The 25,592-nt window shown below is 72.2% G+C and carries 22 protein-coding genes; 7 read left to right on the forward strand and 15 right to left on the reverse strand.

Translation table 11 applies throughout. From position 1 onward, the window contains the following. Positions 1 to 23: 23 nt before the first annotated feature. A complete protein-coding gene (locus Q3W68_RS08535; RefSeq protein ID WP_302904889.1) occupies positions 24 to 1,064 on the forward strand; it encodes a ParB/RepB/Spo0J family partition protein in 1,041 nt (346 codons plus the stop codon). 1,393 nt (positions 1,065 to 2,457) lie between these two features. Continuing rightward, positions 2,458 to 3,381 carry a hypothetical protein gene (locus tag Q3W68_RS08540; RefSeq protein ID WP_302904890.1) on the forward strand — a complete coding sequence of 308 codons (924 nt, stop codon included), beginning with the start codon at positions 2,458 to 2,460 and terminating at the stop codon, positions 3,379 to 3,381. Between the two features lie 2 nt (positions 3,382 to 3,383). On the opposite strand, the gene Q3W68_RS08545 is transcribed toward Q3W68_RS08540, so the two are convergent. Then, entirely contained in the window at positions 3,384 to 4,376 is a 993-nt protein-coding gene (locus tag Q3W68_RS08545; RefSeq protein WP_302904891.1) for a D-alanine--D-alanine ligase, read from the reverse strand. A gap of 7 nt (positions 4,377 to 4,383) precedes the next feature. Continuing rightward, positions 4,384 to 5,697 carry a PLP-dependent aminotransferase family protein gene (locus Q3W68_RS08550; RefSeq protein WP_302904892.1) on the reverse strand — a complete coding sequence of 438 codons (1,314 nt, stop codon included), beginning with the start codon at positions 5,695 to 5,697 and terminating at the stop codon, positions 4,384 to 4,386. Between the two features lie 283 nt (positions 5,698 to 5,980). Between Q3W68_RS08550 and Q3W68_RS08555 the strand changes: the two genes are divergently transcribed. Beyond that, positions 5,981 to 6,643, forward strand: a complete 663-nt coding sequence (locus tag Q3W68_RS08555; RefSeq protein WP_302904893.1) for a GNAT family N-acetyltransferase — start codon at positions 5,981 to 5,983, stop codon at positions 6,641 to 6,643. Between the two features lie 8 nt (positions 6,644 to 6,651). On the opposite strand, the gene Q3W68_RS08560 is transcribed toward Q3W68_RS08555, so the two are convergent. From Q3W68_RS08560 to murJ, 7 genes are all read right to left on the reverse strand, one after another. Continuing rightward, entirely contained in the window at positions 6,652 to 7,812 is a 1,161-nt protein-coding gene (locus Q3W68_RS08560) for an N-acetylmuramoyl-L-alanine amidase (RefSeq protein WP_302904894.1), read from the reverse strand. A gap of 162 nt (positions 7,813 to 7,974) precedes the next feature. After that, positions 7,975 to 8,298, reverse strand: a complete 324-nt coding sequence (gene trxA, locus Q3W68_RS08565) for a thioredoxin (RefSeq protein WP_013289375.1) — start codon at positions 8,296 to 8,298, stop codon at positions 7,975 to 7,977. Positions 8,299 to 8,336: 38 nt separating this feature from the next. Further along, positions 8,337 to 9,290 (reverse strand): thioredoxin-disulfide reductase, encoded by a 954-nt coding sequence (gene trxB, locus Q3W68_RS08570; protein ID WP_091413511.1) that lies wholly within the window; start codon positions 9,288 to 9,290, stop codon positions 8,337 to 8,339. Between the two features lie 177 nt (positions 9,291 to 9,467). Continuing rightward, positions 9,468 to 10,409, reverse strand: coding sequence for a hypothetical protein (locus Q3W68_RS08575; protein ID WP_302904895.1), 942 nt, complete (start codon positions 10,407 to 10,409; stop codon positions 9,468 to 9,470). Next, on the reverse strand, positions 10,406 to 11,107 hold the full coding sequence (gene sigM / locus Q3W68_RS08580) for an RNA polymerase sigma factor SigM (RefSeq protein ID WP_302904896.1): 702 nt from the start codon (positions 11,105 to 11,107) through the stop codon (positions 10,406 to 10,408). The genes Q3W68_RS08575 and sigM overlap by 4 nt, the downstream gene beginning before the upstream one ends. 46 nt (positions 11,108 to 11,153) lie before the next feature. Beyond that, positions 11,154 to 12,764, reverse strand: coding sequence for a protein kinase family protein (locus Q3W68_RS08585; RefSeq protein WP_302904897.1), 1,611 nt, complete (start codon positions 12,762 to 12,764; stop codon positions 11,154 to 11,156). 409 nt (positions 12,765 to 13,173) lie between these two features. Further along, a complete protein-coding gene (murJ, locus tag Q3W68_RS08590) occupies positions 13,174 to 14,922 on the reverse strand; it encodes a murein biosynthesis integral membrane protein MurJ (RefSeq protein ID WP_302904898.1) in 1,749 nt (582 codons plus the stop codon). A gap of 132 nt (positions 14,923 to 15,054) precedes the next feature. Between murJ and Q3W68_RS08595 the strand changes: the two genes are divergently transcribed. Next, positions 15,055 to 16,515 carry a CCA tRNA nucleotidyltransferase gene (locus Q3W68_RS08595; RefSeq protein ID WP_302904899.1) on the forward strand — a complete coding sequence of 487 codons (1,461 nt, stop codon included), beginning with the start codon at positions 15,055 to 15,057 and terminating at the stop codon, positions 16,513 to 16,515. 177 nt (positions 16,516 to 16,692) lie between these two features. After that, positions 16,693 to 18,729, forward strand: a complete 2,037-nt coding sequence (locus Q3W68_RS08600) for a S8 family serine peptidase (RefSeq protein ID WP_302904900.1) — start codon at positions 16,693 to 16,695, stop codon at positions 18,727 to 18,729. Between the two features lie 57 nt (positions 18,730 to 18,786). Here Q3W68_RS08600 and Q3W68_RS08605 read toward each other — a convergent pair whose 3' ends face one another. Genes Q3W68_RS08605 through Q3W68_RS08620 form a run of 4 tightly spaced genes read right to left on the reverse strand, consistent with a single transcriptional unit; the run spans position 18,787 to position 22,516 of the window. After that, positions 18,787 to 20,295 carry a flotillin family protein gene (locus tag Q3W68_RS08605; RefSeq protein ID WP_302904901.1) on the reverse strand — a complete coding sequence of 503 codons (1,509 nt, stop codon included), beginning with the start codon at positions 20,293 to 20,295 and terminating at the stop codon, positions 18,787 to 18,789. Between the two features lie 25 nt (positions 20,296 to 20,320). Beyond that, positions 20,321 to 20,863 (reverse strand): hypothetical protein, encoded by a 543-nt coding sequence (locus Q3W68_RS08610; RefSeq protein ID WP_302904902.1) that lies wholly within the window; start codon positions 20,861 to 20,863, stop codon positions 20,321 to 20,323. 31 nt (positions 20,864 to 20,894) lie between these two features. Then, positions 20,895 to 21,995, reverse strand: a complete 1,101-nt coding sequence (locus tag Q3W68_RS08615; protein WP_302904903.1) for a hypothetical protein — start codon at positions 21,993 to 21,995, stop codon at positions 20,895 to 20,897. Then, positions 21,992 to 22,516, reverse strand: a complete 525-nt coding sequence (locus Q3W68_RS08620; protein WP_302904904.1) for a SigE family RNA polymerase sigma factor — start codon at positions 22,514 to 22,516, stop codon at positions 21,992 to 21,994. Before Q3W68_RS08620 ends, Q3W68_RS08615 begins: the two co-directional genes overlap by 4 nt. A gap of 53 nt (positions 22,517 to 22,569) precedes the next feature. On the opposite strand from Q3W68_RS08620, the gene Q3W68_RS08625 reads away from it, so the two are divergent. Further along, the gene (locus tag Q3W68_RS08625; RefSeq protein ID WP_047892731.1) at positions 22,570 to 23,049 is read left to right on the forward strand and encodes a methylated-DNA--[protein]-cysteine S-methyltransferase; all 480 of its coding nucleotides are present in this window, start codon (positions 22,570 to 22,572) and stop codon (positions 23,047 to 23,049) included. A gap of 69 nt (positions 23,050 to 23,118) precedes the next feature. Here Q3W68_RS08625 and Q3W68_RS08630 read toward each other — a convergent pair whose 3' ends face one another. Together Q3W68_RS08630 and Q3W68_RS08635 are read right to left on the reverse strand one after the other, a co-directional pair. Continuing rightward, the gene (locus tag Q3W68_RS08630) at positions 23,119 to 24,198 is read right to left on the reverse strand and encodes an inositol-3-phosphate synthase (protein WP_302904905.1); all 1,080 of its coding nucleotides are present in this window, start codon (positions 24,196 to 24,198) and stop codon (positions 23,119 to 23,121) included. A 23-nt stretch (positions 24,199 to 24,221) separates the two neighbouring features. Further along, positions 24,222 to 24,860, reverse strand: coding sequence for a PadR family transcriptional regulator (locus Q3W68_RS08635; protein ID WP_302904906.1), 639 nt, complete (start codon positions 24,858 to 24,860; stop codon positions 24,222 to 24,224). A gap of 175 nt (positions 24,861 to 25,035) precedes the next feature. Here Q3W68_RS08635 and Q3W68_RS08640 point away from each other — a divergent pair, with 175 nt between their 5' ends. Beyond that, positions 25,036 to 25,482 (forward strand): DUF5318 domain-containing protein, encoded by a 447-nt coding sequence (locus Q3W68_RS08640; protein WP_302904907.1) that lies wholly within the window; start codon positions 25,036 to 25,038, stop codon positions 25,480 to 25,482. The last annotated feature ends 110 nt before the right edge of the window (positions 25,483 to 25,592 follow it).

A 25,592-nucleotide genomic window follows, 5' to 3' on the forward strand; every position in this document is an offset into this window, starting at 1 on the left:
GAGATGTCGCTGGGAGGCGTCGCATGAAGAACCGTCCCCGCGGCGGACTGGGCCGAGGGCTCGGCGCCCTCATCCCCACCGGACCGGTACCGGGGGCCGAACCGGCTGCCGCCGAGCCGGATTCGTCGGCTGCTGCCGCGTCGCCGTCGGCTCCGGTCGCCGGTGCGACCGCTGCCATCACGGGCAGCGTCGGGAGCACCCCGTCTCCGGCCGTCGAGCCGGAGCCTCAGCTCAGCCCGGTGCCCGGGGCGCGCTTCGCGGAGATCCCGGTCGACGCGATTGTGCCGAACCCGAAGCAGCCCCGGCACGTCTTCGACGAGGAGGCGCTGGAGGAGCTGAAGACCTCGATCCAGGAGGTCGGCTTCCTCCAGCCGATCGTGGTCCGCCAGCTCGACCCCGAGAAGTTCGAACTCGTGATGGGCGAGCGGCGCTGGCGTGCCGCCCAGGCGGTCGGCCGGGAGACCATCCCCGCCATCGTCCGGGACACCAAGGACGACGCGATGCTCCGGGACGCGCTCCTGGAGAACATCCACCGCGCCAACCTCAACCCGCTCGAAGAGGCGGCCGCGTACCAGCAACTGCTGGAGGAGTTCGGCGCCACGCACGAGGAACTGGCCCGGCGGATCGGCCGCAGCCGCCCGCAGATCTCCAACACCATCCGGCTGATGAACCTGCCGCCCGCCGTGCAGCGCCGGGTCGCCGCCGGCGTCCTGTCCGCCGGCCACGCCCGGGCACTGCTCAGCCTGGACAACGCCGAGGCGCAGGAGGCCCTCGCGGAGCGGATCGTCCGCGAGGGCATCACCGTTCGCGGTGCCGAGGAACTGGTGCACCTGGCGCTCGCCGAGGAGCCGGCGAAGACAGCAGCAGCCAAGCGCCGACCGAAGCCGCACGCCCCGGCCCTGACCGACCTCGCGGACCGGCTCTCCGACCGGTTCGACACCCGGGTGAAGGTCGACATCGGCCGTAGCAAGGGCAAGATCACGATCGAGTTCGCCACCGTAGACGACCTGGAGCGGATCGTCGGCATCATCGGTGTCGGCGAGGAGGGGCAACCCGAGGCGTAGCCGGCTCCGCCGGTTGTCGATCCGGCCGCACCGCCCGACGAGGGGGTGCGGCCGGATCTGTGTCTGCGGGCTGCCTGCCGTCGAGCGCCCTCGGAGCGTTCGACCGTTCGGCCTGCCGCCTGGTGAGGTCTGCGGAGACTGCGCGAGCGCCCCGCACCTCGGCCGCCTCTCCCCGTTTCACGTGAAACCACTGCGACGTACGGCAGTCGACCAGCCGGCGTGATCAGGAAGCGAGCCGCCCGCTCCGGTCGCGCAGAGGCGCCTCGACAGCAGGCGGCGGTGCGGGCCGGCCCCTAACGGTGGAAGTCCGTTGCGGCTCCTCCGTGACGGGAGTCGGCGCCGCCCGGCCGGGCAGCGTCCGGAGTCGGCGCCGGCCGGCTCTCCTGCCGGACGAAACGGGTCTCAGTCCGTCGGATGAACCCGGGGACCAACGAGCGGAAGGACCAGCCGCTGGCAACCCGGCTACGCGTCCCCGAGGCCGGCGTGGGGACTCGCAACCAACGCCAGGCAGCCGAATCGAACTCGCCCACTCCGATTGACCCGGCCGTCCTGCAGCGACGAACCCGGGCTACCGGGCATAGGCGCCGGAACGACTCGGCCCACCTCACGGTGTGGGTCCGGTCCTCCCCGGCGCGTGGCGAGCCGGAGGACCAGGCCCACCGGGGAACCCCAAGCACCGGGCGGTACGACGAGCCTTCCATCGGGCCGTAAACGACGAGTGGCTCGCCCCCGGGCATACCTGCGGAACCCACAGCCCCAATGCGTATTCGAGCCCGGTAGCGGCGGCGATTCGTTTCACGTGAAACGGCACCCGCGGCCGCCTACCGCTGGCGGCTGCAGCGGGTCACTCCCGCACCGGCAAAAGCTGCGCCGGGTACGAACGAAGATGCCAGGTGCTCGCTCGGTATGAGGGCAGAGCCTCCGCTCGGCGCCCGACGGCCCGCGGTCCCGATACCGCTACCGCCTCCGGAGCGGCGGCCGCTTCGCCGCCCGCCCCGGCCGACCCCTCCTCCCGACCGATCGTCGTCTGCCGCCAACCCGGCCAGCAGCCCTCGGAACGCACTCGCTCGTGGCAGAGAGCCAGACGACCCGAGCCGACCACGGAGCCGGCACCCACCGTTTCACGTGAAACAGAAGCCGGCACCCCCCGGTGCGGATCGGTCGCCGGATCGTTGGATGAACGAACCCGCGACCACCCCGAAAGTTATCCACAGCAGTTGTCCACAGGCTCGCCCCGTTTCACGTGAAACAAAGCGACGAAACCCTTGCTGAGCAGTGCATGACACGCTGTGCTGGTGATCTCGGCAGCCTGTGGACAACACGGTGGACAACCTGTGCGCGGCCCGGGGAACGGGTAGGGACAGGCGTCGCCAACTCGGTTAGGGTCAGCGTCGTGCCGGACACCCCTCCCTCAGTTCCCGACTTCACCCAGTGGCCCTCCTTCCCCTTCGAGGGCGATCTCCGCGTCAAGCAGCTCGATGAGCCAGTACCGTTCGAACCTCCCCGCCGCGGCGAGGCGGACCGGGAGTGCACCGCCTGCAACGCGCCCGATGAGGCGTACATCTGGGTCGGTGAGCGGTGGCGCGTCCGCGCCATGGACCGGCCCACCGGACTGCCGATGGTCCTGATCCTGGAGTCCCGCTCCCACCTGGATCTGGGCGACCTGCCGAACCTGCTCGCCGCCGAGTTGGGCGTGATGACAGTGCGGTTGGAGCGGGCCGTCCGCTCGCTCGACGGCGTGGCCCGCGTCCACGTGAACCGGTGGGGCGACGGCTCGGCGCATCTGCACCTGTGGTTCCTGGCCCGGCCGTACGGGCGACTGCAACTGCGGGGCACGTTCCTGTCGCTGTGGGACTCGATCCTGCCGCCGATCTCCGAGGACCAGTGGCGGGAGAACCTGGCCATGGTGGCCGCGTGGCTCGCCGAGTTCGGTGGCCGCCCGCTGGCCGAGCCGCCGCGCATCCAGTGGCAGGCGCCGTCGAGCCTCTCGTCGCCCTCACCGGAGATCGCCGCTGAGGAGCCTGAGGAGGAGGCCGCGTCGGTGATCGAGGCTGCGGACGAGATCCCGGAGTCCGACGCGGCAGCGGACCTCTCAGACCCCTCTGCGGGCCCGTCGGAGCCCGACCCGGCGTCGCAGGCCGGCGAGCTGCCGGAGAGCACGTCGACCAGCGCGCAGGACAGCGCACCGAACGACGCGAAGAGCAGCGCACCGAACGTCGCGGCGAACAGCGCGCCGAACAGCGGAGCGGACACCGCACCGGCCGGCGGGGACGAGCGGGAGAACGTCCCGGACAGCCGGCCGGGCGCGGCGAGCTGAGGTCAGCGGCGGGCGGCGGCCCGGGTCACGAGCGTGCCGAGGACCCGGCCGAAGTCCAGCCCGGCCGCCTGGATCGCCAGCGGCAGCAGCGACGTCTCGGTCATGCCCGGCGAGACGTTGACCTCCAGCACGTGCGGCTCGCCCTCGGCGTCGACGATCAGGTCGACCCGGGACACGTCGCGCAGGCCGAGCGCGGTGTGCGCGGCGAGCGCCACCTCCGTCACCCGGGCGGTCGTCGCGGCGTCGAGCCGGGCGGGCGCGTGCCAGGTGGTACGGCCGGCGGTGTAGCGGGCCGCGTAGTCGTAGACGCCGTTGCGCGGCACGATCTCGACCGGGGGCAGGGCCTGCGGCCCCTTGCCGAGGTCGAGCACGGAGACCGCCACGTCCATCCCGGGGACGTAGCGCTCCACGAGCGCTGTCTGGTCGTACGCGAAACAACCCACCATCGCGGCCGGCAGCGACGCCGCCTCCCGGACCACGGCGGCGCCCAGTCCGGAACCGCCCTGCGCGGGCTTGACCATCAGCGGCAGCCCGAGGCGGTCGACGATCCGGTCCAGGACGGCCACGGCCCCCAGCTCGGAGAAGCGGTCGTGCGGCAGCGCCACCCAGTCGGGCGTCGGGATGCCCGCCTCGCGCAGCACCGCCTTGGCGGACGGCTTGTCCCAGGCGAGGCGGGACGACCGGGCGTCGCAGCCGACGTAGGGCACGTCCCAGAGGTCGAGTACGCCACGCAGCGAGCCGTCCTCGCCGGTGGCGCCGTGCAGGGCGATCACCACGGCGTCCGGCGGGTCGGCGGTCAGGGCGGGCAGCAACGCCACATCGGCGTCGCGCAGTTCCGCGTCGACGCCGACGGCGCGCAGCGCGTCGAGCACCCGGCGACCCGACCGCAGTGAGACGTCCCGCTCGTAGGAGAGACCGCCCGCTAGTACGAGCACATGCAGCTCGTCGGTGGCGGATCCGGTCACGGGAGGCGGTGCGGCGGCGCTGTCGGACATGCGGGCATCATGCCAAGTCGGGACCGGGCGCGTCCGAGCCGCCCTGGCGACGGCGAGGGCCGGCGCCGCCGACCGCGCCGAAGACCTTGCGCATGGCGATCTCCTGCTCCATCACCCCGGCCAGCCGGCGCACACCCTCGCGGATCCGCTCCGGCGTGGGGAAGGAGAAGTTCAGCCGCATGTTCCCGCCGCCGGTGCCGTCGGCGTAGAAGCCGGTCCCCGGCACGTACGCGACGCGGGCAGCCACCGCACGCGGCATCATCGCCTTGGAGTCGAGCCCGTCGGGCAGCGTCGCCCAGACGAACAGGCCGCCCTGCGGCCTGGTCCAGGTGGTGCCCTCCGGCATCAGGTCGGCCATCGCGTCGAGGAGCGCGTCCCGGCGTTCGCGGTAGACCTCGCGGTAGACCTTGAGCTGCTGCCGCCAGGGCATCGTGCCGAGGTACGTCGAGACGGCCGACTGCGCGTAGGCGCTCGGGCAGAGGATCTGCGCCTCGCTGGCGATGACCAGCTTGTCGCGGACCGCGTGCGGGGCCAGGATCCAGCCCACCCGCAGGCCCGGCGCGAACGTCTTGGAGAACGTGCTCAGGTAGAAGACCCCGTCGCGCCGCCGGGCCCGCAGCGGCCTGGGCGCCTCACCTTCGAAACCGAGCTGACCGTACGGGTCGTCCTCCACCACGAGCAGCCCGGCGCGCTCACAGATGTCGAGCACCCGTTCGCGCCGCTCCTCGCTCAGCGTGACGCCGGCGGGGTTCTGGTAGGTGGGGATGGTGTAGAGGAACTTCACCCGCCGCCCGGCCCGGGCCAGGTCGGCGATGGCCACCTCCAGCGCCTCCGGGATGAGCCCCTCGTCGTCCATCGGCACGTGAGCCACCTGGGCCTGGGCGGCCTGGAACACCCCGAGCGCGCCGACGTACGTCGGGCCCTCGGCGAGCACCACGTCACCCGGGTCCAGGAAGAGTCGGGCCACCAGGTCGAGGGCCTGCTGGCCGCCGACCGTCACCACCACGTCCTCCGGGGAGGCGCCGCAGGAGGCGTCGATCCCGGACAGGGACATCACCTCGCAGATGCGCTCGCGCAGTTCGAGGGTGCCCTGGCCGATGCCGTACTGCAGGGTGGTGGCCCCGTGCTCGGAGCCGAGCCGGCCGAGCATCTCGCCGACCGCGTCCAGCGGCAGCGCCGCGATGTAGGGGGCCCCACCGGCGAGCGAGACGACCTCCGGCCGGCTGGCCACCGCGAAGAGCGCTCGGATCTCCGAGGCGGTCATCCCGCGGACGCGCCGGGCGTACCGGTCGGTGTAGTCGTCGAGCGTCGTGCCGGTCATGGACATCACCTCGATCGGGTGTCGGCGGGGCTGCCGCCCGGTGTGGTACCCGCGATGCCGACATCCATTGGCGGCGGGGGCCGGTTGGTCGATCGTAGTCCCCGGTGACGGTCGCGGCACCGGCCGTGTGGACACGTCCACATCCCGGACCCGCCGGTCGGCCGTCCGGGCGGGCGTTCGCGCGTTCCCTCCCGCACCGCCGGACGAGGGCGTACGATCGCTCGTCGGGAGCAGGAGGGCGCGGGACTCACCGGCGCTCCGAGCCTAGTGGTGGGGTGCGCTCATGTCGCGACGTCTGGTCAGCCTGACCCTGGACACGCTGGAGGACCTGCCTCGATCCTGCCGCAGCTGCGTCTACTGGGAGCTGGATCCGGTCTCCGCCGAGCGGGCCTGCGCCGCCGGTGACCCGGGCCTGGAGAAGGAGGCGTGGGTCTCCCAGACGCTGCTGGAGTGGGGTTCCTGCGGCAAGCTCGTCTACGTCGACGGCATGCCGGCCGGTTTCGTCATGTACGCCCCACCGGCCTACGTCCCGCGCTCGATGGCGTTTCCCACCTCCCCGGTCTCGGCGGACGCGGCGCTGCTGATGACCGCGCACGTGGTGCCCGCCTTCGCCGACGGCGGTCTGGGCCGGATGCTGGTGCAGGGCGTGGCCCGCGACCTGACCAAGCGCGGCATCAAGGCGATCGAGGCGTTCGGCGACGCGAAGTTCGGCGACGACGCGGACCCGACCCGCGCATGCGTGGCACCCGCCGACTTCTTCCTCTCGGTGGGTTTCAAGACGGTCCGGCCGCACCCGCGCTACCCCCGGCTGCGGCTGGAGTTGCGGACGGCGCTGAGCTGGAAGTCGGACGTCGAGTACGCGCTGGAGAAGCTGCTCGGCTCGATGAGCCCGGAGACGCTGCTGCGGCCGGTCCGCCCGGCGCCCGCCACCCGCTCGACGAGCTGAGCCGCGGCTCAGTCGACGACGGTGCCGGCGGCGACGATCGCCCGCAGTTCGCTCACGTCGATCGAGCCGGTCGGCACGTCCCGCTCGATCGGCAGGTACATCCGCTGCACGCCGGCCACGATGGCCTCGACCACCCGGTCCCGGAAGCGCGGGTCGACGAGCCGCGCCCGGTCGTCCGGTGAGGTGAGGTAGCCGACCTCGACGCGTACCGCGGGCATCCGGGTGAGGCGGAGCAGCTCCCACGCCTTGGCGTGGGTGCGGCAGTCGCGCAGCCCGGTACGGGCCACGATCTCCCGCTGCACGAGCCCGGCCAGGCGCTCGCCGGTGGCCGACGTGACGCCGTTGTCGGTGCCGTAGTGGTAGGTGGCCACGCCCTCGGCCTCCGGGTTGGCGTGCCCGTCGGTGTGCAGGGAGATGAACACGTCGGCGCCCAGGGAGTTGGCGAGCTGGGCCCGGTCCGCGTCCGGCAGGCAGTCGCCGGGCGACGGACCCCGGGTGAGCTGCACCCGTACGCCGGCGGCGGCGAGCCGCCCCTCCAGCCGGCTGGCGAGGTCGTGCACGAGGTCCGCCTCGCTCCAGCGCAGCGTGCCGTCGGGCACCACCACGCCCGGGTCGGTGCCCCCGTGCCCCGGGTCGATCACCACGGTCCGCCCGACGAGCGTCGGCCCGGCCTGCCGGATGGCGTCGGACTCGCGCAGCCACTGCGGGCGCCCGCCGACCACCTTGCGGCCGAGGCGGCGCAGGGCGTTGACCGTGTGCGGCCCGCACGAGCCGTCCGGTTTCAGGCCCATCTCCCGCTGGAACTGCGCCACCGCGCGGGAGGTGCGGATGCCGTAGATGGCGTCGGCGCGGCCCACGTCGTACCCCATCTCCAGCAGGCGTTCCTGGAGCGAGCGGACGTCCTCGCCGGTCAGCGGCTCGGGGACGGCGTGGTAGAGCGCGCGGGCGCCGAACCGCCAGCGGGCCGCGTCGAGCGCCCGCCAGGTCTCGGCGCCGACGCGCCCGTCGACGCTGAGGCCGCGGGACTGCTGGAAGGCCCGTACCGCGCGTTCGGTCTGGGCGTCGTAGTCGTCGCCTCCGCCCTCGGCGGGAAGAAGCTCCAGGCCGGCGAGGACGGTACGGATCTCGGCCACCGCCGGTCCCTGGTCACCGGGTCGGATCGGACGCACGACGACCCCCTCTGCACGGACGTTGGCGGACCGGAACTCCGACGGATGCTTACGGAGCGTACCGTGGCCGATACCCGGCGGGTTCGTGTTCATGCAGGTCAGGGAAGCCGGAACCCCCGCCACCGGGCGTGGTGACGGGGGTTCCGGAGGTGCCGGTACGGCTCAGAGCGCCGACTCGATGAGCTTGACCAGCTCACCCTTCGGCTTGGCGCCGGCGATCGACTGCACCGGCTGGCCGTTCTTGAAGATGGTCAGCGTCGGCACCGACATCACCCGGTAGGCGCGCGCCGTCTCCGGGTTCTCGTCGATGTTGAGCTTGACGATGGTGACCTGGTCCTTCATCTCGCCCGCGATCTCCTCCAGCAGCGGCGAGACCTTGCGGCAGGGGCCGCACCACTCCGCCCAGAAGTCGACCAGAACCGGCTTGTCGGACTGCAGCACGTCGCTGACGAAGCTGGCGTCCGTGACCGCCTTGGTTGCTCCCACTATGAACTCTCCTCCTCCGAACCTTGCCCGTGGAACTCTCAGCCCTGGATGGTGGCGATGAAACGCTCGGCGTCCAGCGCGGCGGCGCAGCCGGTGCCGGCCGCCGTGATGGCCTGCCGGTAGGTGTGGTCGACGAGGTCACCCGCCGCGAACACGCCGGGCACGCTGGTACGGGTGCTGGGGGCCTGCACCTTCACGTACCCCTCGTCGTCCAGCTCCACCTGACCGCGGAACAGCTCGCTGCGCGGGTCGTGACCGATCGCCACGAACACGCCCGTGACGTCGAGCACCTTGCTCTCGCCGGTGTGCACGTTGCGCACCCGTACGCCGTTGACCTTGCCGTCGTCGCCGAGGATCTCCTCGACCACGGTGTTCCACTCGACCTTGATCTTCTCGTTGCTCAGCGCGCGGTCGGCCATGATCTTGCTGGCGCGGAACGAGTCGCGGCGGTGGAGGATGGTCACGGACTCGGCGAAACGGGTGAGGAAGCTGGCCTCCTCCATCGCCGAGTCGCCGCCGCCGACCACCACGATGTGCTGGTTGCGGAAGAAGAAGCCGTCGCAGGTGGCGCAGGAGGACACGCCGTGGCCGAGGTATTCCTGCTCGCCCGGCACACCCAGCGGACGCCAGGCGGAGCCGGTGGAGAGGATGACGGCGCGGGCGCGGTACGCGGTCTCGCCCACCCACACGGTGCTCACCGCGTCGGAGCCGATCTCGCCGGTGTCCTTCAGCTCGACCCGCGTCACGTCGTCGGTGAGGAACTCGGCGCCGAAGCGCTCGGCCTGCTTGCGCATGTTGTCCATCAGCTCGGGGCCGAGGATGCCGTCGGCGAAGCCGGGGAAGTTCTCCACCTCGGTGGTGGTCATCAACGCGCCACCCGACTGCACGCCCTCGATCACCAGCGGCTTCAGGTTGGCGCGGGCGGCGTAGACCGCCGCCGTGTAGCCGGCCGGACCGGAGCCGATGATGATCAGGTTGCGGACCTCGTCCACTGCCGTCTCCCGATGTGTGTGTTCGTCACCGGCCGCACCGATGTCGATCCCGAGTGCCGACGGCTCTAGGGGCGCCGGCGCCTGACTTGCAGAACGTCATCGTACGAAGCGGGGATTCCCGAGCCGGTCATCCGGTGGGTCAGGTCACGTGGCGGGACAAGCGTCGTGACCGCGTTTTCACCCTACCCGCGTCCGGAACCGCGTGTCCGCGCCGGACCCGGGTACCCCGCACTCCGGCCCGCTCACCCAGCCCCAGCGGGCGCCGCCCGCGTCCGTGAACGTCACCACGAGCGCCGGGGCGCCCTGGAACCGGGCGTAGTCGACCATGTTCACGGTGAGCGGCCCGGCGGCGTGCTCGGCCCCGATCGCGGTGAGGCAAGCGGCGAGCGTCTCCGGCCGGGTCAGCCGGTCCAGCCCGCCGAGGGCGCTGAGGCGCTCAGGCGCGCCAGGCAGGGGCGTCTCCGCGCCGTCCTTCGCCGCGCCGGACGCCGCGGCCATGTCCCCCGGATTCGACTTCGTCCCGGCGAACGCCCCGCCTGCGGCGAGGCGTTCCGGTGTCCAGTCGGTGCCGCTGCGCACTGCCGGTCCGGTGCTCCGGTACGGCGCGCCGGCCATCGGCGCCGCCTCCCGGGCCGCCTGGTCTGCCGTACCGCTGTCGCCCGGGTCGGCCAGCCGGCCGACACCGAGCCCCACCGCGGCGACCGAGGCCGCGGCGAGCGCCACCGGCCCGGCGATGCGGGCCCAGCGCCGGGGACGACGGCCGGGGCCGCTGTGCCGGTCGGTACGGGCGGCCGTGCCGGGTGGCCGGCTCGCGCCGCCGGACTGCGCCGGGACGACCGGCGTACCGTCGCGCAGCGCGGGGCCGGCCCCGGCGAGCGCCGCGGTGATCCGGTCGGCCACCGTCTGCGGCATCTCCGGCGCGGGGGCCGCGGCCCAGCCGGCCAGGTCGGCGCCGACCAGGTCGACCGCGTCGGCGAGATTCTCGTACGCGGCCCGCCACGCCGGGTCCTGCTCGACCAGCCGGGCCACTGTCGCCTGCTCGGGGGTGCCGTCCAGCGCCCCGCCGAGGTAGTCGGCGAGCAGGTCGTGGTCGACCTCGCTGAACTCCCGGGAAGTCACGGCTCCTCCTGGCTGACGGCCTGACGGGACGCTCCCGACGAGGATCCGACGCCCTCGGGGCGTCTGCGGTTCCCGGAGGTGAGCTGCGGCACGTCGCCGGCGGGGGCGTCGGTGCCGGTACGCAGGTGCCCGAGCAGCACGGCGAGGCGGGCTCGGCCGCGGGCGCACCGGCTCTTCACGGTGCCCTCGGCGACGCCGAGCATGGCGGCGACCTCGGCCACCGGGTAGCCCTGCACGTCGACCAGGACCAGCGCGGCCCGCTGTTCGGCGGGCAGTGCCGCGAGTGCCTGCCGGACCACGAGCGCGGTGTCGTGGTCGTGGGCCGGCGCGGCCGGTTCCGGACCGCCGGTGTGCCGGCCCGGTTCGCCGTCGGTGTGCACGCCGTCGGGCAGCGGGACGGTGGCGTGGGTCTGCCGCCGCCGGATCCGGTCCAGGCAGGCGTTCACCACGATGCGGTGCAGCCAGGTGGTGACCGCGGAGTCGCCCCGGAACCGGGCCGCCGCGCGGTGCGCCGACAGCATGGCGTCCTGGAGGGCGTCGGCGGCCTCCTCGCGGTCGCCGATCGTCCGCAGCGCGACCGCCCAGAGGCGGTCCCGGTGCCGCTGGAACAGCTCGGTGAAGGCGTCGCGGTCGCCGGCCGCGTGCGCCCGCAGCAGCTCCAGGTCGGAGCGCCCGGGGCGCGGGCCGTCGCGTTCCACCGTCACCACGTCCGGTGGAGTGGTGACGGTGGGGACGGCGGCCGGGTCACGAACCCTGGACCACGATCTCCTGGACGCCGAGCTTCCAGCTGTTGCCGCTGTCCTTCGCCGGCAGCTTGGTGATCCAGAACAGCAGGTACTGGTACTTCTGGTCGGGCTCGAAGGCGTTGAAGATCATCTTGGTGCCGCCGTCCTCGTTCGCCGGCCCGATCATCGTCGAGTAGGCGTTGACCAGCTGCTTGTCACCGGAGGACGTGGACGGGAAGTCGCCGCGGGTGCCGGTGCGCAGCTCGACGGTGGCGCCGGTGGCCGAGAGCGTGGCCTCCAGCTGCTTGACCGTGTGCGGGGCGCCCAGGTCGATCCAGACACCCATGCCCTTCTTGAGGCCGCCGAACTTGCCGTTGTTGCGGTAGCTGTTGGTCTCCCAGCCCTCGTCGTCGTCCCCGTCGATCACCTTCTCGGCGTTGCGCACCTCGGCGCGGTCGCCGTCCGGGTCGATGATCCGTACGGCCTCGATGGTGAGCTTGCGGACCTGCGCGGCGGGCTCGTCCCCGCCCCCGGTGGCCGGCGCGCTGTTCGACGGCTGGGCGACCGGCTCCTTGCCGCCGTCGTCGCCACCACCGAGCGCGTTGATGCCGATGAGCAGCCCGACCAGGGCGACCGCCAGCAGACCGGCGATGCCGATGGCGACCTTGCGACCACCGGCCGCGGCCAGCGGGGAGGGCTCCTCGCCGGGGTCGGCGGTGAAACGCAGCGGGCCGGCCTGCTCCAGGAACTGCTCGTCGGCCGGGATGTCGAGCCGGCTCAGCTCGGCGGCCAGCACGTCCGACGACGGCGGGGCGATCTCCGGGTCGAGCAGGTCCATGGTGAGGTCGTCGAGGTAGGCCGGCACACCGGCGCGCATCTGCCGGGGCGCGGCGATGGCGCCACCGGCGTCCCGGACGGCGTCCGGCAGGGCGGCGCGGCCGTGCCCGGCGGTGGCGCCGTGCAGCGGGGCCTCGCCGTGCGGCCAGTGCCCGGTCAGGGCGAAGTAGAGCACCCCGCCGACCGCGCGCAGGTCGTTCTCCTGGCTGTCCGCACCGTCGGTACGCGCGTCGGCGAGCACCACCCGGCCGTCGTCGCTGATCATGACGGTGCCGGGGTGGAGGTTGCCGTGCACCATGCCGGTCGCGTGCACGGCGGCGAGGGCGCTGGCGACGGCGTTGCCGACAGCGGTGGCCCGGGCCGGGTCCAGCGGCCCGTCCGCGGCGACCATCTCGCGCAGCGACTGCCCGTCGACCCACTCGCGGACCACGTAGGCCCGGTCGTCCTCGTCGATCGCGTCGTAGACACCGACCAGGTTGGGATGGATGACGCGGCTCGCGGCGACCGCGGCCTGAAGCATCTCGGTGGCGGAGTCGCCACCCGGGTAGCGGAGGACCACGGCGACGGGACGGCGGAGCACCACGTCGACACCGCGCCAGACCAGCCGGCCCGCGCTGTCGTTGTTGATGTGCTCGACCAGTTCGTACCGCTCCGCGAGCAGCTCACCGACAGTGGGAGCACCGAAGGTCACGACCGCAGGAGAGGTCTCCTCCGCTTCCTGACCCTCGCCGACCTGGGTCACCCGTCCTCCCTCGGTGATCGCGTCGATCGATGGACCCGTGCTGCTGGGCATGTGGCTTCCCGCTCTGCCTTCGGTGGAACGGCCGGCGGTCTCGACACCCGCGTCGATCCCGGTCGTACCCGTCGAGAGCGACCTTACCCGGGATGCCCGGTTCTCCGACATGTCATCTTCCCGCTGTGACCGGCTGGAAGGCCAGTCGCCACGGGCCCCGACCGGGTCGCCCGCCCACCCGGCGGGCGAGCCGGACACGCACCGCCAATCTAAAGGTCGGCGGCAACGAGGCGGCACAGGGGCGTACCGGTGCGGCGGCGGGAGGTTTTCCCCGTCCCGGCCTGCGCTCCCTCATCCGTACGGTTGGTTGTCCACAGGCCGAGAGGCCCAGTGGACGGCGGAATTCCAAGTTATCCACAGCCGTATCCCCAGCCTGGTGATCCTCGTTCACCGTCGGTCACCGAGGGGGTCAACGCCCGAGGCGCCGCCGGACCATCCCGACCACCTCGGTGATCTCGCCGATCCGCAGCACCATGGCGAGCCCGAGGTAGGTCGCGCCGATCGCCGCGCCGCCGATCACCAGCTGGACCGCGGCGGCGAGCCAGCTCAGGCTATCCGGATCGCCGGGGAGCACCGCCACCACGAGCACGCCTACGAGCGCGGCGCCGAGCGCCGCCACGACCACCCGGCCGAGCGTCCGCATGATCCCGCCCAGCCCGATCCGGCCCACCCGGGGCCGCAGCAGCATCGCCGAGATGATCGCCGCCGCCAGGTAGGACACGGCGTTGCCGAGCATCATCCCGGCCGCCGCGAACGTGTTCGAGAAGAGCAGGAACAGGCCCACCTGGAGCAGGACGCGCAGCGCCACCACCGGAATGTTGATCAGAGCCGGGGTGCGGGTGTCCGGCAGCGCGTAGAACGCGAAGGTGAAGAGCTGGCTCACCGCGAACGGCACCAGCCCGAGCGCCGCCACCAGCAGCACGGTCGAGGTGGCCACCGCGTTGTCGCCGGTGAACGCGCCGTACCGGAACACCACCACCGAGATCGGCGCGGCCAGCACCGCGTAACAGACCGCGATGGGCGCGAGCACCGCGGTGACCATCCGGGTGCCCCGGGACAGGTCGGCGGTGACGTCGTGGAACCGGTTCTCGGCTGCCGCCGCGCTCATCCGTGGCATCAGCGCGGTGATGATCGAGACGGCGATGATGCCGTGCGCCATCATCAGCAGCAGGAAGACGTTGTTGTAGATCAGCAGGCCGGCGTTCTCGCCGTCGCCGCCGGTGGCGCGGTTGAGCAGGTTGACCACCACGAAGAGGCCGAGCTGGTTGACCGCGACGTAGCAGAACATCCAGGCGCCGAGCCGGGCCAGCTCGCGCAGCCCCAGCTCGCGGAAGTCGAACCGCGCCTTCCACCGGAAGCCGACCTTGCGCAGCGCGGGCAGCAGGCCGATCGCCTGCACCGCCACGCCCAGGAGCGTGCCGCCGCCGACCAGCAGGATCCGGTCCCAGCCCACCTCCTCGGGCCGGAGGCCGGTCGCACCGAAGACGACGATGTACAGGCCGAACGTGCCGATGGAGACGAGGTTGTTGAGGATCGGCGCCCACATCGGGGCGGCGAAGTGCCCCCGGGTGTTCAGTACCGCGGCGATCAACGCGCTGATGCCGGTGAAGAACAGCATCGGCAGCATCAGGTACGACAGCCGGGTGACGAGCCTGGTGTACGCCGGGTCGTCGCCACCGGCCGCGTACACGGCGGTCAGCACCGGCGCGAGCAGCACCGCGATCAGCGCGGTCGCGGCCAGCGCCAGCACCGCGAGGGTGAGCAGGCGCTGCGCGTACGCCTCACCCCGGTCCGCGTCGATCTTGCGGCGGCGGACCAGCACCGGAACCAGGACGCTCGTCAGCACGCCGCCGAGCAGGAACTCGTACACCTGGTTGGGCAGGAACTGGGCGGTGGTGAACGCGTCGCCGACCATGGTGCCGAGCGCGGCGCCGATCATCAGGTTGCGGACGAACCCCGTACCCCGGCTCACCAGGCTGCCGATGGCCATCACCGCGCTGTTCGCCGCGGCGCTGGTCTCGGCGACCACCTCCTGCGGCGGCGCGACGGCCTCGACGCCGGGCTGGTTCAGCGGCTCGGCGGAGATGAAGGTGGCGCCGTCGTCCGGCGGCAGGCCGCCGCCGTGCGCGTTCGCGCTGCGGTAGAGCCCGCCGCTCATCTGCCAGCCTCCAAGGGGTACGTGGCGACCGGGCCCGGCCGGCCCCGCCCAACCGGAACCTTAGTCAACCCGGGCCCGTTACCCGCGCCCGGCGCGGTCGATCCACCTCCGGCCCGATAGGCTGGCGATCCCATGTCCGAAGCCTCCGCCTCCCACGCCGCCGACCGCCGCGAACTGACCGCCGCGCAGCGCAACGCCGTCGCCGAACTGCTCCGAGTCTCACCGGTCGCCGACGAGCTGGGCCGGCGCTTCGCCCAGGCCGGTCACGAACTGCACCTGGTGGGCGGATCCGTCCGCGACGCGCTGCTCGGCCGGCTCGGCAACGACCTCGACTTCTGCACCGACGCCCACCCGGACGAGACCATCAAGGTCATCCGCGGCTGGGCCGAGTCGATCTGGGAGACCGGACGCGAGTTCGGCACCATCGCCTGCCAGCGCGACGGCCTCAACCTGGAGATCACCACGTTCCGCGCGGAGGTCTACGACCAGGTCAGCCGCAACCCGGTGGTGCAGTACGGCACGAGCCTGACCGAGGACCTCAAGCGCCGCGACTTCACTGTCAACGCGATGGCGGTCAGCCTGCCCGACCACCGGTTCACCGACCCGTACGGCGGCCTGGCCGACCTGGCGGCCAAGATCATTCGTACCCCCGGGACGCCGCAGGAGTCGTTCCGCGACGACCCGCTGCGGATGCTGCGCGCGGCCCGGTTCGCCGCCCAGCTCCGCTTCGCCGTCCACCCGGACGTCCGCGCGGCGATGACCGAGATGGCCGCGGACCTGGACCGGATCACCGCCGAGCGGATCCGGGACGAATTCACCAAGCTGCTCTGCGGCGCCGACCCGATCACCGGGCTGCGCCTGCTGGTCGACACCGGGCTGGCCGAGCGCTTCCTGCCCGAGCTGACCGGCCTGAAGCTCACCATCGACGAGCACGCCCAGCACAAGGACGTCTACGAGCACACGCTCACGGTGGTCAGCAACGCCATGTCGATGGAGTCCGACGGCTGCGACTTCGTGCTGCGGATGGCCGCGCTCATGCACGACGTCGGCAAACCCGCCACCAAGGCGGTCGGCGCCGACGGCCGGGTCAGCTTCCACCACCACGAGGTGGTCGGGGCCCGGCTGACCAAGAACCGGATGAAGGCGATGCGCTACTCCAAGGAGATCACCTCTCAGGTGGTCAAGCTGGTCGGGCTGCACCTGCGCTTCTACGGGTACGGCCGCGGCGAGTGGACCGACTCGGCGGTGCGCCGGTACGTCACCGACGCCGGTGACCTGCTGTCCCGCCTGCACAAGCTGACCCGCTCCGACTGCACCACCCGTAACCGGCGCAAGGCGGCCCAGCTCGCGGCCGACTACGACGCGCTGGAGGAGCGGATCGCCCGGATCGCCGCCGAGGAGGACCTGGCCCGGGTCCGGCCCGACCTGGACGGCAACGCGATCATGGAGCTGCTCGGCGTACCGCCGGGGCCGGTGGTCGGTCGCGCCTGGCAGTACCTCAAGGAGCTGCGCCTGGAACGCGGGCCGCTGGACCGCGACGAGGCCGAGGCGGAGCTGCTGCGCTGGGCGCGCGACGAGGGCATCACCGGCTGAGGCCGGCGTCGCGGATCTGACGACGATACGGCGGCGTGTCGACCGAACGGTTGACCCGTTCCGGTCGATGTCTCCCGCATGATGAGTCATCGGCAGCCGCCGAATCGACAGAGGCGGCTGCTCTGATCTCATCCGCCCGTCCGATCCGGACGGTCGCCGGACACGGGGAGTCAATTCATGACACGTCACGGCGGCCTGCGCCGCTCCGCGCTCGTGGGGATCGCCCTCACCAGCGCCACCTCCATCCTCTGCGCCACAGTGGCTGGCCCCGCCCTGGCCGACCCGAAGCGACCGTCGGTCCGCGGCGCCGACACCGCCGAGGCGGTGTCCGGCCGCTACATCGTGGTCCTCAAGAAGGGCAAGACCACCCCGGCCAAGGTGAAGTCCGCCGCGTCCGCGCTGGCCGGCGAGCACGGCGGCACCGTCCGCCGGGTCTTCGGCAAGGCGCTCAACGGCTACTCCGCCACGATGGACGCCCGGCAGGCCGCGCGGCTCGCCGCCGACCCGGACGTCGAGTACGTCCAGCAGGTCCAGCGCTGGAGCACCGCCGGCACCCAGACCACCCCGCCGTGGGGCCTGGACCGCATCGACCAGCTCAAGACCCGGACCGACGGCAAGTACACCTATCCGGCGACCGGCGCCGGGGTGACCGCGTACGTGATCGACACCGGCATCGACATCGACCACCAGGACTTCGACGGGCGGGCCCGCAACGGCTACGACGCCATCGAGCAGGACGACGTCGCCCAGGACTGCCACGGGCACGGCACCCACGTGGCGGGCACGATCGGCGGTACGACGTACGGCGTGGCGAAGGCCGTCGAGACGGTCGCCGTCCGGGTCCTCAACTGCGACGGCGAGGGCGACAGCGAGCAGGTGATCGCCGGCATCGAATGGGTCACCGCCAACGCCACCGGGCCGTCCGTCGCGAACATGAGCCTCGGCGTCGGCCGCGTCGACCAGGCCGTGAACGACGCGGTCGCCCGCTCGATCGCTTCCGGCATCACGTACGCGGTCGCCGCCGGCAACGGCATGGCGAACGCCTGCGAGTCCTCGCCGGCGAGCGTGCCCGCCGCCATCACCGTCGGCGCCACCGACCGGGTGGACATGCGTGCCTGGTTCTCCAACTACGGCCGCTGCCTGGACCTGTTCGCCCCCGGCACCGGCATCGTCTCGGCCAAGGCCGGCACCAGCGCCGGCACCGAGTCGATGAGCGGCACCTCGATGGCGTCCCCGCACGTGGCGGGCGCCGCCGCGCTGCTGCTGGAGGAGCACCCGGGCTGGTCGCCGCAGCAGGTGCGGGACTCGGTCGTGACCACCGGCATCGGCGGCGCGGTGCACGACACCATGGGCTCCACCGACCGGCTGCTGCACATCGGCTCGGCGGTGACGGCGCGCGGCTCGTACGGGCTCAAGGCCCGGGTCAACGGCCGGTACGTCACGGCGGAGAGCGCCGGGACGAAGCCGCTGATCGCCCGCGGCACCGCCATCGGGGCCTGGGAGAAGTACGACGTGGTCGACGCCGGCGGAGGGCTGTTCGGCCTGCGGGCGCGGGTCACGAACAAGTTCGTCACGGCGGAGAGCGCCGGCGCGAAGCCGCTGATCGCCCGCGCGGCCACCATCGGCGCCTGGGAGAAGTTCCAGATCGTCGACAACACCGACGGCACGATCAGCCTGAAGGCGGCGATCAACGGCAGGTACGTCACCGCGCCCAGCGCCACCTCGCCGCTGATCGCGAGCAAGACCGCTGTCGGCACCGCCGAGAAGTTCGACTTCGATGCCCCGGCGCCGCTCGTGAGCATCAAGTCGGTGGTCAGCGGCAAGTTCGTGACGGCGGAGAGCGCGGGGGCGAAGCCGCTGATCGCCCGCTCCGCGACCGTCGGCGCCTGGGAGAAGTACGAACTGGTGAACGTCGGTGACGGCTTCGGCACCTTCGGCCTGAAGGCCCAGATCAACGGCAAGTTCGTGACGGCGGAGAGCGCCGGGGCGAAGCCGCTGATCGCCCGGGGTGCCTCGATCGGCGCGTGGGAGGGGCTGTCGCTCCTCCACTACAACGCCGACGGCTCGGTCTACCTGTACGCGAACATCAACGAGAAGGCGGTCACCGCCGGCAGCGCCGGCACCAGCCAGCTCATCGCCAGCCGGACCATCGACTGGGGCGGCCCGCCCTTCGATCTGGGCGAGAGCGAGAAGTTCGTCATCGCCGTGCTCTGATCCGTACCACCGCACGACGCCCGCCGGCTCCCCGAGGGGAACCGGCGGGCGTCGTCGTCACTGGGTGACCGTGGTGCCGTCCACTGTGGTCTTGCCGTTGTTCTGCGCGCTGCTGCCCAGCCGGGCCAGCAGCCCGGCCAGGTCGATGCCGGTCAGGTCGCTGCCGAGCTGCAGACCCTGGGCGACGTTCCCGGCCACGGACTTGGTCAGCGACGACGCGCCGTCGGTGGAGATCACAGTCATCTTGTCGATCGCGCCGATCGGGGCGCTCGCCGCGCCCACCACCTCGGGCAGCACCTTGACCAGCAGGTCCAGGACGGCCGCCTCGCCGTACGCGGCGAACGCCTCGGCCTTGCGGGCCATCGCGTCGGCCTCGGCCTGACCCTTGGCGAGGATGGCCGCCGCCTCGGCCTGGCCCTCCCGCTCGACCGCCTCGGCGATCGCGGAACGCCGACGCTGCTCGGCCTCACCCTCCTTGGCGCCCTCGATCGCGTTCGCCTCGGCCAGCGCGGCCCGGCGGGCCCGCTCACCCTCACCGGTGAGGCGAGCCTGCTCGGCGGAGGCCTGCGCGGCGGCGATGGTGGCCTGGCGCTGGGCGTCGGCGTTGAGCACCGCCGCGTTGCGAGCCGCCTCGGCCTCCTGCTCGACCTTGTACCGGGCCGCGTCGGCCGGCTTGCGGACCTCGGTGTCGAGCTGGCGCTGCTTCAGCTCGGCGTTGCGCTCGGCCACCTTCTGCTGCTCGGAGAGGATCGCCTGGTCGCGTTCGGCCTGCGCGAGCGGACCGGCAGCGGCCGACTTCGCCTTCGCCGCGTCGATCTCGGCCTGGATGCCGGCCTGCTTGAGCGCCAGGTTCCGGTTCGCCTCGGCGATCGCCTCCTCGGCGAGCAGCCGCTCCTGCTCGGCCTGCTGGCGGGCCCGCGCCTCGGCGATGGCCGCGTCCTTGAGCACCCGGGCCGCCTCCGGCCGGCCCAGGTCCTGCAGGTAGGAACCCTCGGCCGAGATGTCCTGGAGCTGGAACGTGTCCAGCACCAGGCCCTGGTTGGTCATCGAGTGCTCGGCCTCCTCAGCGACCGCGCTGGCGAACGCCGCCCGGTCCCGGATGATCTCCTCGACGGTGAGCCGCCCGACGATCGAACGCAGCGCGCCGGCCAGCACCTCGCGGGTGAAGTTGTCGATCTCCTCCTGCTGGTTCAGGAAGCGCTGGGCGGCGGCACGGATCGCGTCCTCGGTGCCGCCGACCTTGACGATCGCGACGCCGTGCAGCTCGGTACGGATGCCCTGCTTGCTCACCGCGCCGCGGATGCTGACGTCGATCCGGCGGCTGGACAGGTCGAGCGACTGGAGCTTCTGCACCACCGGCAGGACGAACACCGAAGCGCCGAGCACTACCTTCTGCCCCGACATGTCGGTGGACCGGGCACCGTCGGCGGACTGGGTGGTGCGGCCCTTGCGGCCGGTGACGATGAACGCCTGGTTCGGCCCGGCCACCTTGATCCGGGACAACACGAAGAGGACGAGGACGACGGCGAGGAGGACCGCGCCGCCGATGGCGACGAGCAGGGGCATGGGCGTTCCCGTCTGTGTGGTGGTGTCAGTAGGTCTCGACGTGCACGCTGGTCTCGCTCAGTGCTTCGACCACGAAGATGCGGGTGCCGACCGGGATCGGCCCGTCGGCGCGGGCGTTGAGCTTCACCGGCTGGCCGGCGAGGCGTACCCGCACCTCGCCGTAGCCGCCGCTGGGGATCGGCGTCACCACCAGGCCGAGCGCGCCGGCCAGGTGGTCGCGGGTGGGTGTGGCGTCCGTGCGCATGTTGCGGGCCGCGCGGCTCAGCCGCGCCGCCAGCCAGCCGGTGGGCACGGCGGCGAGCGCGCCGCCGGCCACCGCCGCCGCGATCATTCCCGGGGTACGGCCGCCGAGCAGCTCGTTGACGATCGCACCGCCGAAACCGAACGCCCCGGTGAACCCGGCGGCCGCCTCCAGCGACACCGGCCCGTCGACGTCGGGCTGGCCGAGGTGGAGCACTCCCGAGCCGAGCAGGGCGAGCGTCAGCACGCCGACACCGACCCCGCCGATGATCAGGAAGATGAGCGTCCCGGGTGCCATGACCTGCACGGTATCGGCGCCGTGCAACATCGACTTCGCTCAGCCGACGCTCAGCTGCCGGTCAGCGTGGCGCGATCGTCACCTCGGCGGCGAAGAACCCGGTCGGCAGCGGCTGGCGGACGAGTTCGCGGCCTGCGGTGTCGGCGAACACGAACTCCCGCGACCCGTTCGGCCGCCGGTAGAGCAGGCGGTCGTCGCCGGCCCAGACGGCGTCGGCGGCGGGCAGCGCGTTTACCACCCGGCCGGTCGCCGCCTCCACCAGCAGCGGCTCCTGTTGCCCCTGGACCACCACCAGTTCGCCGTCCGGGGACCAGGACCACGGCCCGGCCGGGTCGCCCGGCAGCGGCTCGAAGCGGGTGGGCCGGCCGCTGTCGGCGGAGAAGAACTGGACGCCCCGCCTCGGGTGGCGGGCCGACTCGGACCGGCGGCGCCCCGGGTCGGTCTGCTGGAGCAGCACGTCCCGTCCGTCCCGGCTCCAGAGGAAGAAGCAGTAGTCGGTGCAGAGGTACGTGTCGGTGTCGACGGCGTGGGAGCGGGCCTCGCCGTCGACACCGAGCACGACGAAACCGAAGTCGCCGACCCGCTGGCTGGTGAACAGCAGACGCCGGCCGTCCGGCGACCAGCTCGGCCGGCCGAGCGCCCGGCCCGGCTCGTACCAGCGGGTCGTCCCCCGGGCCAGGTCGACCAGGCCGACCTGGCGGGGCCGGTTGTCGTCCCAGACCGCGACCAGCGAGCCGGTGGGTGCGGGGAGGACTGCGTCGTAGCGGCCGTTGGCGAAGTACCGCCCGCGTCCCCGGTCGAGCAGGTACGACCGCCCGTCCGTCCCCTCGCCGGCCCGCAGGCTGGTGACCACCCAGTCCCCGGGCAGCACCAGTGGACCGTCCGCCCACTTCGGGCCGGGCGCCGCCCGCACGACCGGCGAGGGCGTGGGGGTGACCGGCGGCGTGGTCGGCGGCGGGGCGGGCCGGGGACGGAGCAGCACGAACGGCACGGCCACCGCGATCACCGCGACGATCACGGCGGTGGCCGTGGCGGCCCTCCGCCGACGGCGCAGCCGGTGTCCCCGGCTGATCGCGTGCGACGCCAGGTCCGGCGCGGGCCCGGCGCCGTCGGCGAGATCGTGTACGGCCGTCCGGATCGTCTCGTCCAGCGACGTGCTCATCGGTTCACCTCCGTCCGGTTCGTCAGCCCGTCCAGCCCCGGCACCAGCTTCCGGAGCCGGGCCAGCGCCTTGGTGCTCTGACTGGCCACGGTGCCGGGGCGGCAGCCGAGCAGCGCGGCCGTCTGCTCGACGCTCAGGTCCTCCAGGTAGCGCAGGGTGAGCACCGCGCGCTGGCGTGGCGGCAGTGCCCGCAGCGCGTCCCGCACAAGCAGCCGCAGGTCGCTGTCGTCGCCGGCGGCCGGCCGCTCCGGCAGTTCGGCTACCGGCACCTCCGCACGCCGCGCCCGTCGCCGCCAGCCGGAGACCTGGTCGTGGTAGAGGATCCGTTTCACGTACGGCTCCGCGTCGCCGTGGATCCGGGGCCACCGGACGTACGCCTTGGCCAGCGCGTTCTGCAGCAGATCCTCCGCCGCGTGCTGGCTGCCGGCCAGCGCGTACGCGACCCGCAGCAGGGCCGCTCCCCGCTCGTTGACGAACGCGGTGAACTCCCCGTCGACCTCTGCCACCGTCCACCTCCGCATCTCCAGACGCCCGGGGCGGGGAAAACTTTGCCCGTCGCGCGACAATGGGTGACATGCGCTGGACCGTGCTCGACTCACCGATCGGGGAGTTCTCCGTCGGCACCGACGACGACGCGGTGCGCGGCGCGCACTTCGGCCGGGTGGACGGGGCGGCCGACGAGCCCGGCGACGCGGTGGCCCGGCTGGCGGTGGCGGAGCTGCGGGCGTACTTCGCGGGTGAGCTGACCGAGTTCACGGTGCCGGTGTCGGCGCCCCGGGGCTCGGAGTTCGAGCGTGCGGTGTGGCGGGAGATGACCCGCATCCCGTACGGGGAGACGAAGACCTACGGCGAGGTGGCCAAGGCGGTCGGCGACCCCGGAGGCGCCCGGGCGGTCGGGGTGGCCTGCAACCGCAATCCGGTGCCGGTGATCGTGCCCTGTCACCGGATCGTCGGCGCCGGCGGCAAGCTGGTCGGCTTCGGTGGCGGGCTGCCGCGCAAGGTGACACTGCTGGAGCTGGAGGCGTCGGTGGCGCTGCGGCGAGCCTGGTCCTGACGTACGCGAAGGGGGAAGGGCCGGGTCCGCGCGGACCCGGCCCTTCCTCTGTGTGCTCGCGTCAGCGCGTCAGCGCTCGACCTCGCCGGCGATGAACGCCTCCACGGCGGCGTGCGCGTCGTGGTCGGCGTACTGCTCCGGCGGGGACTTCATGAAGTACGAGGAGGCGGAGAGGATCGGGCCACCGATCTTCCGGTCCAGCGCGATCTTCGCGGCCCGGACGGCGTCGATGATGACACCGGCCGAGTTCGGCGAGTCCCACACCTCGAGCTTCAGCTCCGCGTTGAGCGGGGTGTCGCCGAAGGAGCGGCCCTCCAGGCGGATGTACGCCCACTTGCGGTCGTCCAGCCACGGCACGTGGTCGGACGGGCCGATGTGCACGTCGCTCTTGCTCATCTCGTGCGGGATCTGGGAGGTCACCGACTGGGTCTTCGAGATCTTCTTCGAGACCAGGCGGTTGCGCTCCAGCATGTTCATGAAGTCCATGTTGCCGCCGAAGTTGAGCTGGTACGTGCGCAGCAGCTCGACCCCGCGGTCCTCGAAGAGCTTCGCCAGGGCGCGGTGCACGATGGTGGCGCCGACCTGGCTCTTGATGTCGTCACCGACGATCGGCAGACCGGCGTCGGTGAACTTCTTCGCCCACTCCGGGTCGGAGGCGATGAAGACCGGCAGGGCGTTCACGAACGCGCAGCCGGCGTCGATCGCGGCCTGGGCGTAGAACTTGTCGGCCTCCTCGGAACCCACCGGGAGGTAGGAGACGACCACGTCGACCTGCGCGTCGCGCAGCGCCTGCGCCACGTCGACCGGCGCGGCGTCCGACTCCTCGACGATCTCGCGGTAGTACTGGCCGAGACCGTCGAAGGTCGGGCCACGCTGCACGGTGACGCCGGTCGGCGGCACGTCGCACAGCTTGATCGTGTTGTTCTCGCTGGCGACGATCGCCTCCGCGAGGTCCATGCCCACCTTCTTGGCGTCCACGTCGAACGCCGCGACGAACTTCACGTCCGAGACGTGGTAGTCGCCGAAGGTGACGTGCATGAGACCCGGGACGCGGTCGTTCGGGTCGGCGTTCCGGTAGTACTCCACGCCCTGTACGAGGGACGAGGCGCAGTTACCCACACCGACGATGGCGACGCGGACGGAGCCCATAGCGTCTGCCTCCTTCTTCTTCATCACGGCCGCTCTTTCCTGGACGTTCCAGGCGTGGGCGGGCTGTCGTTGTCTCCTCGGCCACCGGCCGTCCCGGGTCGCGGGTCGGCGGGGGCCCGGCCGGAGCGCTCGTTGGCGATGAGCTCCTCCAGCCAGCGGACCTCGCGCTCACAGGCGTCGAGCCCGTGGCGCTGCAGTTCCAGGGTGTACGCGTCGAGGCGCTCGGCTGCCCGGCCGAGCACGTCACGAAGACCTTCGCGACGTTCCTCGATCTTGCGGCGACGACCTTCCAGGATCCGGAGCCGGGTGGCCTGGTCGGTCCGGGCGAAGAACGCGAAGTGCACGCCGAAGCCCGTGTCGTCGTACGTCTCGGGTCCAGCCTGCGCTATGAGCTGGGCGAAGCGTTCCTTGCCCTCCGCGGTAATGGTGTAGACCACCCGACCGCGTCGGCTGGTCAGCGCGGGTACCTCCTCGGCGGTCGCGGGTGTCTCGGCGGCTTCGGCGATCCATCCCGCCGCCTGCAGCCGGCGCAGGGTCGGGTAGAGAGAGCCGTAGCTGATCGCCGCCCGGATGGCACCGAGCTTGGCGGTCAGCTCCTTGCGCAGCTCGTAGCCGTGCATCGGTGCCTCCTGCAGGAGGCCGAGGATGGCAAGCTCGAGCACGGGCCATCCCTTCTCTTCCCCCTGCGCGGAGGGCTAACCACCGCGATGTATCGGACCGATACATCGCACGTTAGCGGAGAGGGGAGGGTGGGGCAAACCCCTGCTTACGCGACGCGATCATCACGGATCGTGACCATGGTCGCCTGGGTTCGCCGGAGCGCGTACCCTTTCCCGCATGCGTACGCAGCGCCAGGTCGTCGACTACTCGCTCCAGAAGCGGGCTGTGCTGCGTGAACTCCTCGCCGGGCGGATCGGCACGTACGACGTCTGCGACGCCTCGCCGTACCTGAAGAACGCTGCTCGTTTCCACGGTGAGCCCACCGACCGCCGCTGCCCGATCTGCCGCAGCGAGAACCTGATCCACGTCCACTACATTTACGGTGACGAACTCAAGCAGTCGGCCGGCCAGGCGCGTACCCGGGCCGAGTTGCCCGTCCTGGCCATGACGCTGCGTGAGTTCCAGGTGTTCGTGGTGGAGGTCTGCCCCGGCTGCGACTGGAACCATCTCGTCGAGCAGTTCCTGCTCGGCCGGGACGGCCTCGCGGACGAGGCGGAGGACGCGGACGATTCGGTGGCGGCCAACGGCTCCACCCCTCGGCGAAGGCGAGAGGCGCAACGGTGAACGCGGCTGTCCCGATCGCTGCCGGCCCATTCCCCGGGCGGCAGGATCGACAGCCTTTAAGCGTAAATGGTCCGAATAGGTCGGATTTGACGGGCGCGCGCCGGTACCAC

Origin of the sequence: Micromonospora sp. C28ISP2-4 (assembly GCF_030519385.1) — a bacterium.
Taxonomy (GTDB): Bacteria; Actinomycetota; Actinomycetes; order Mycobacteriales; family Micromonosporaceae; genus Micromonospora; species Micromonospora tulbaghiae.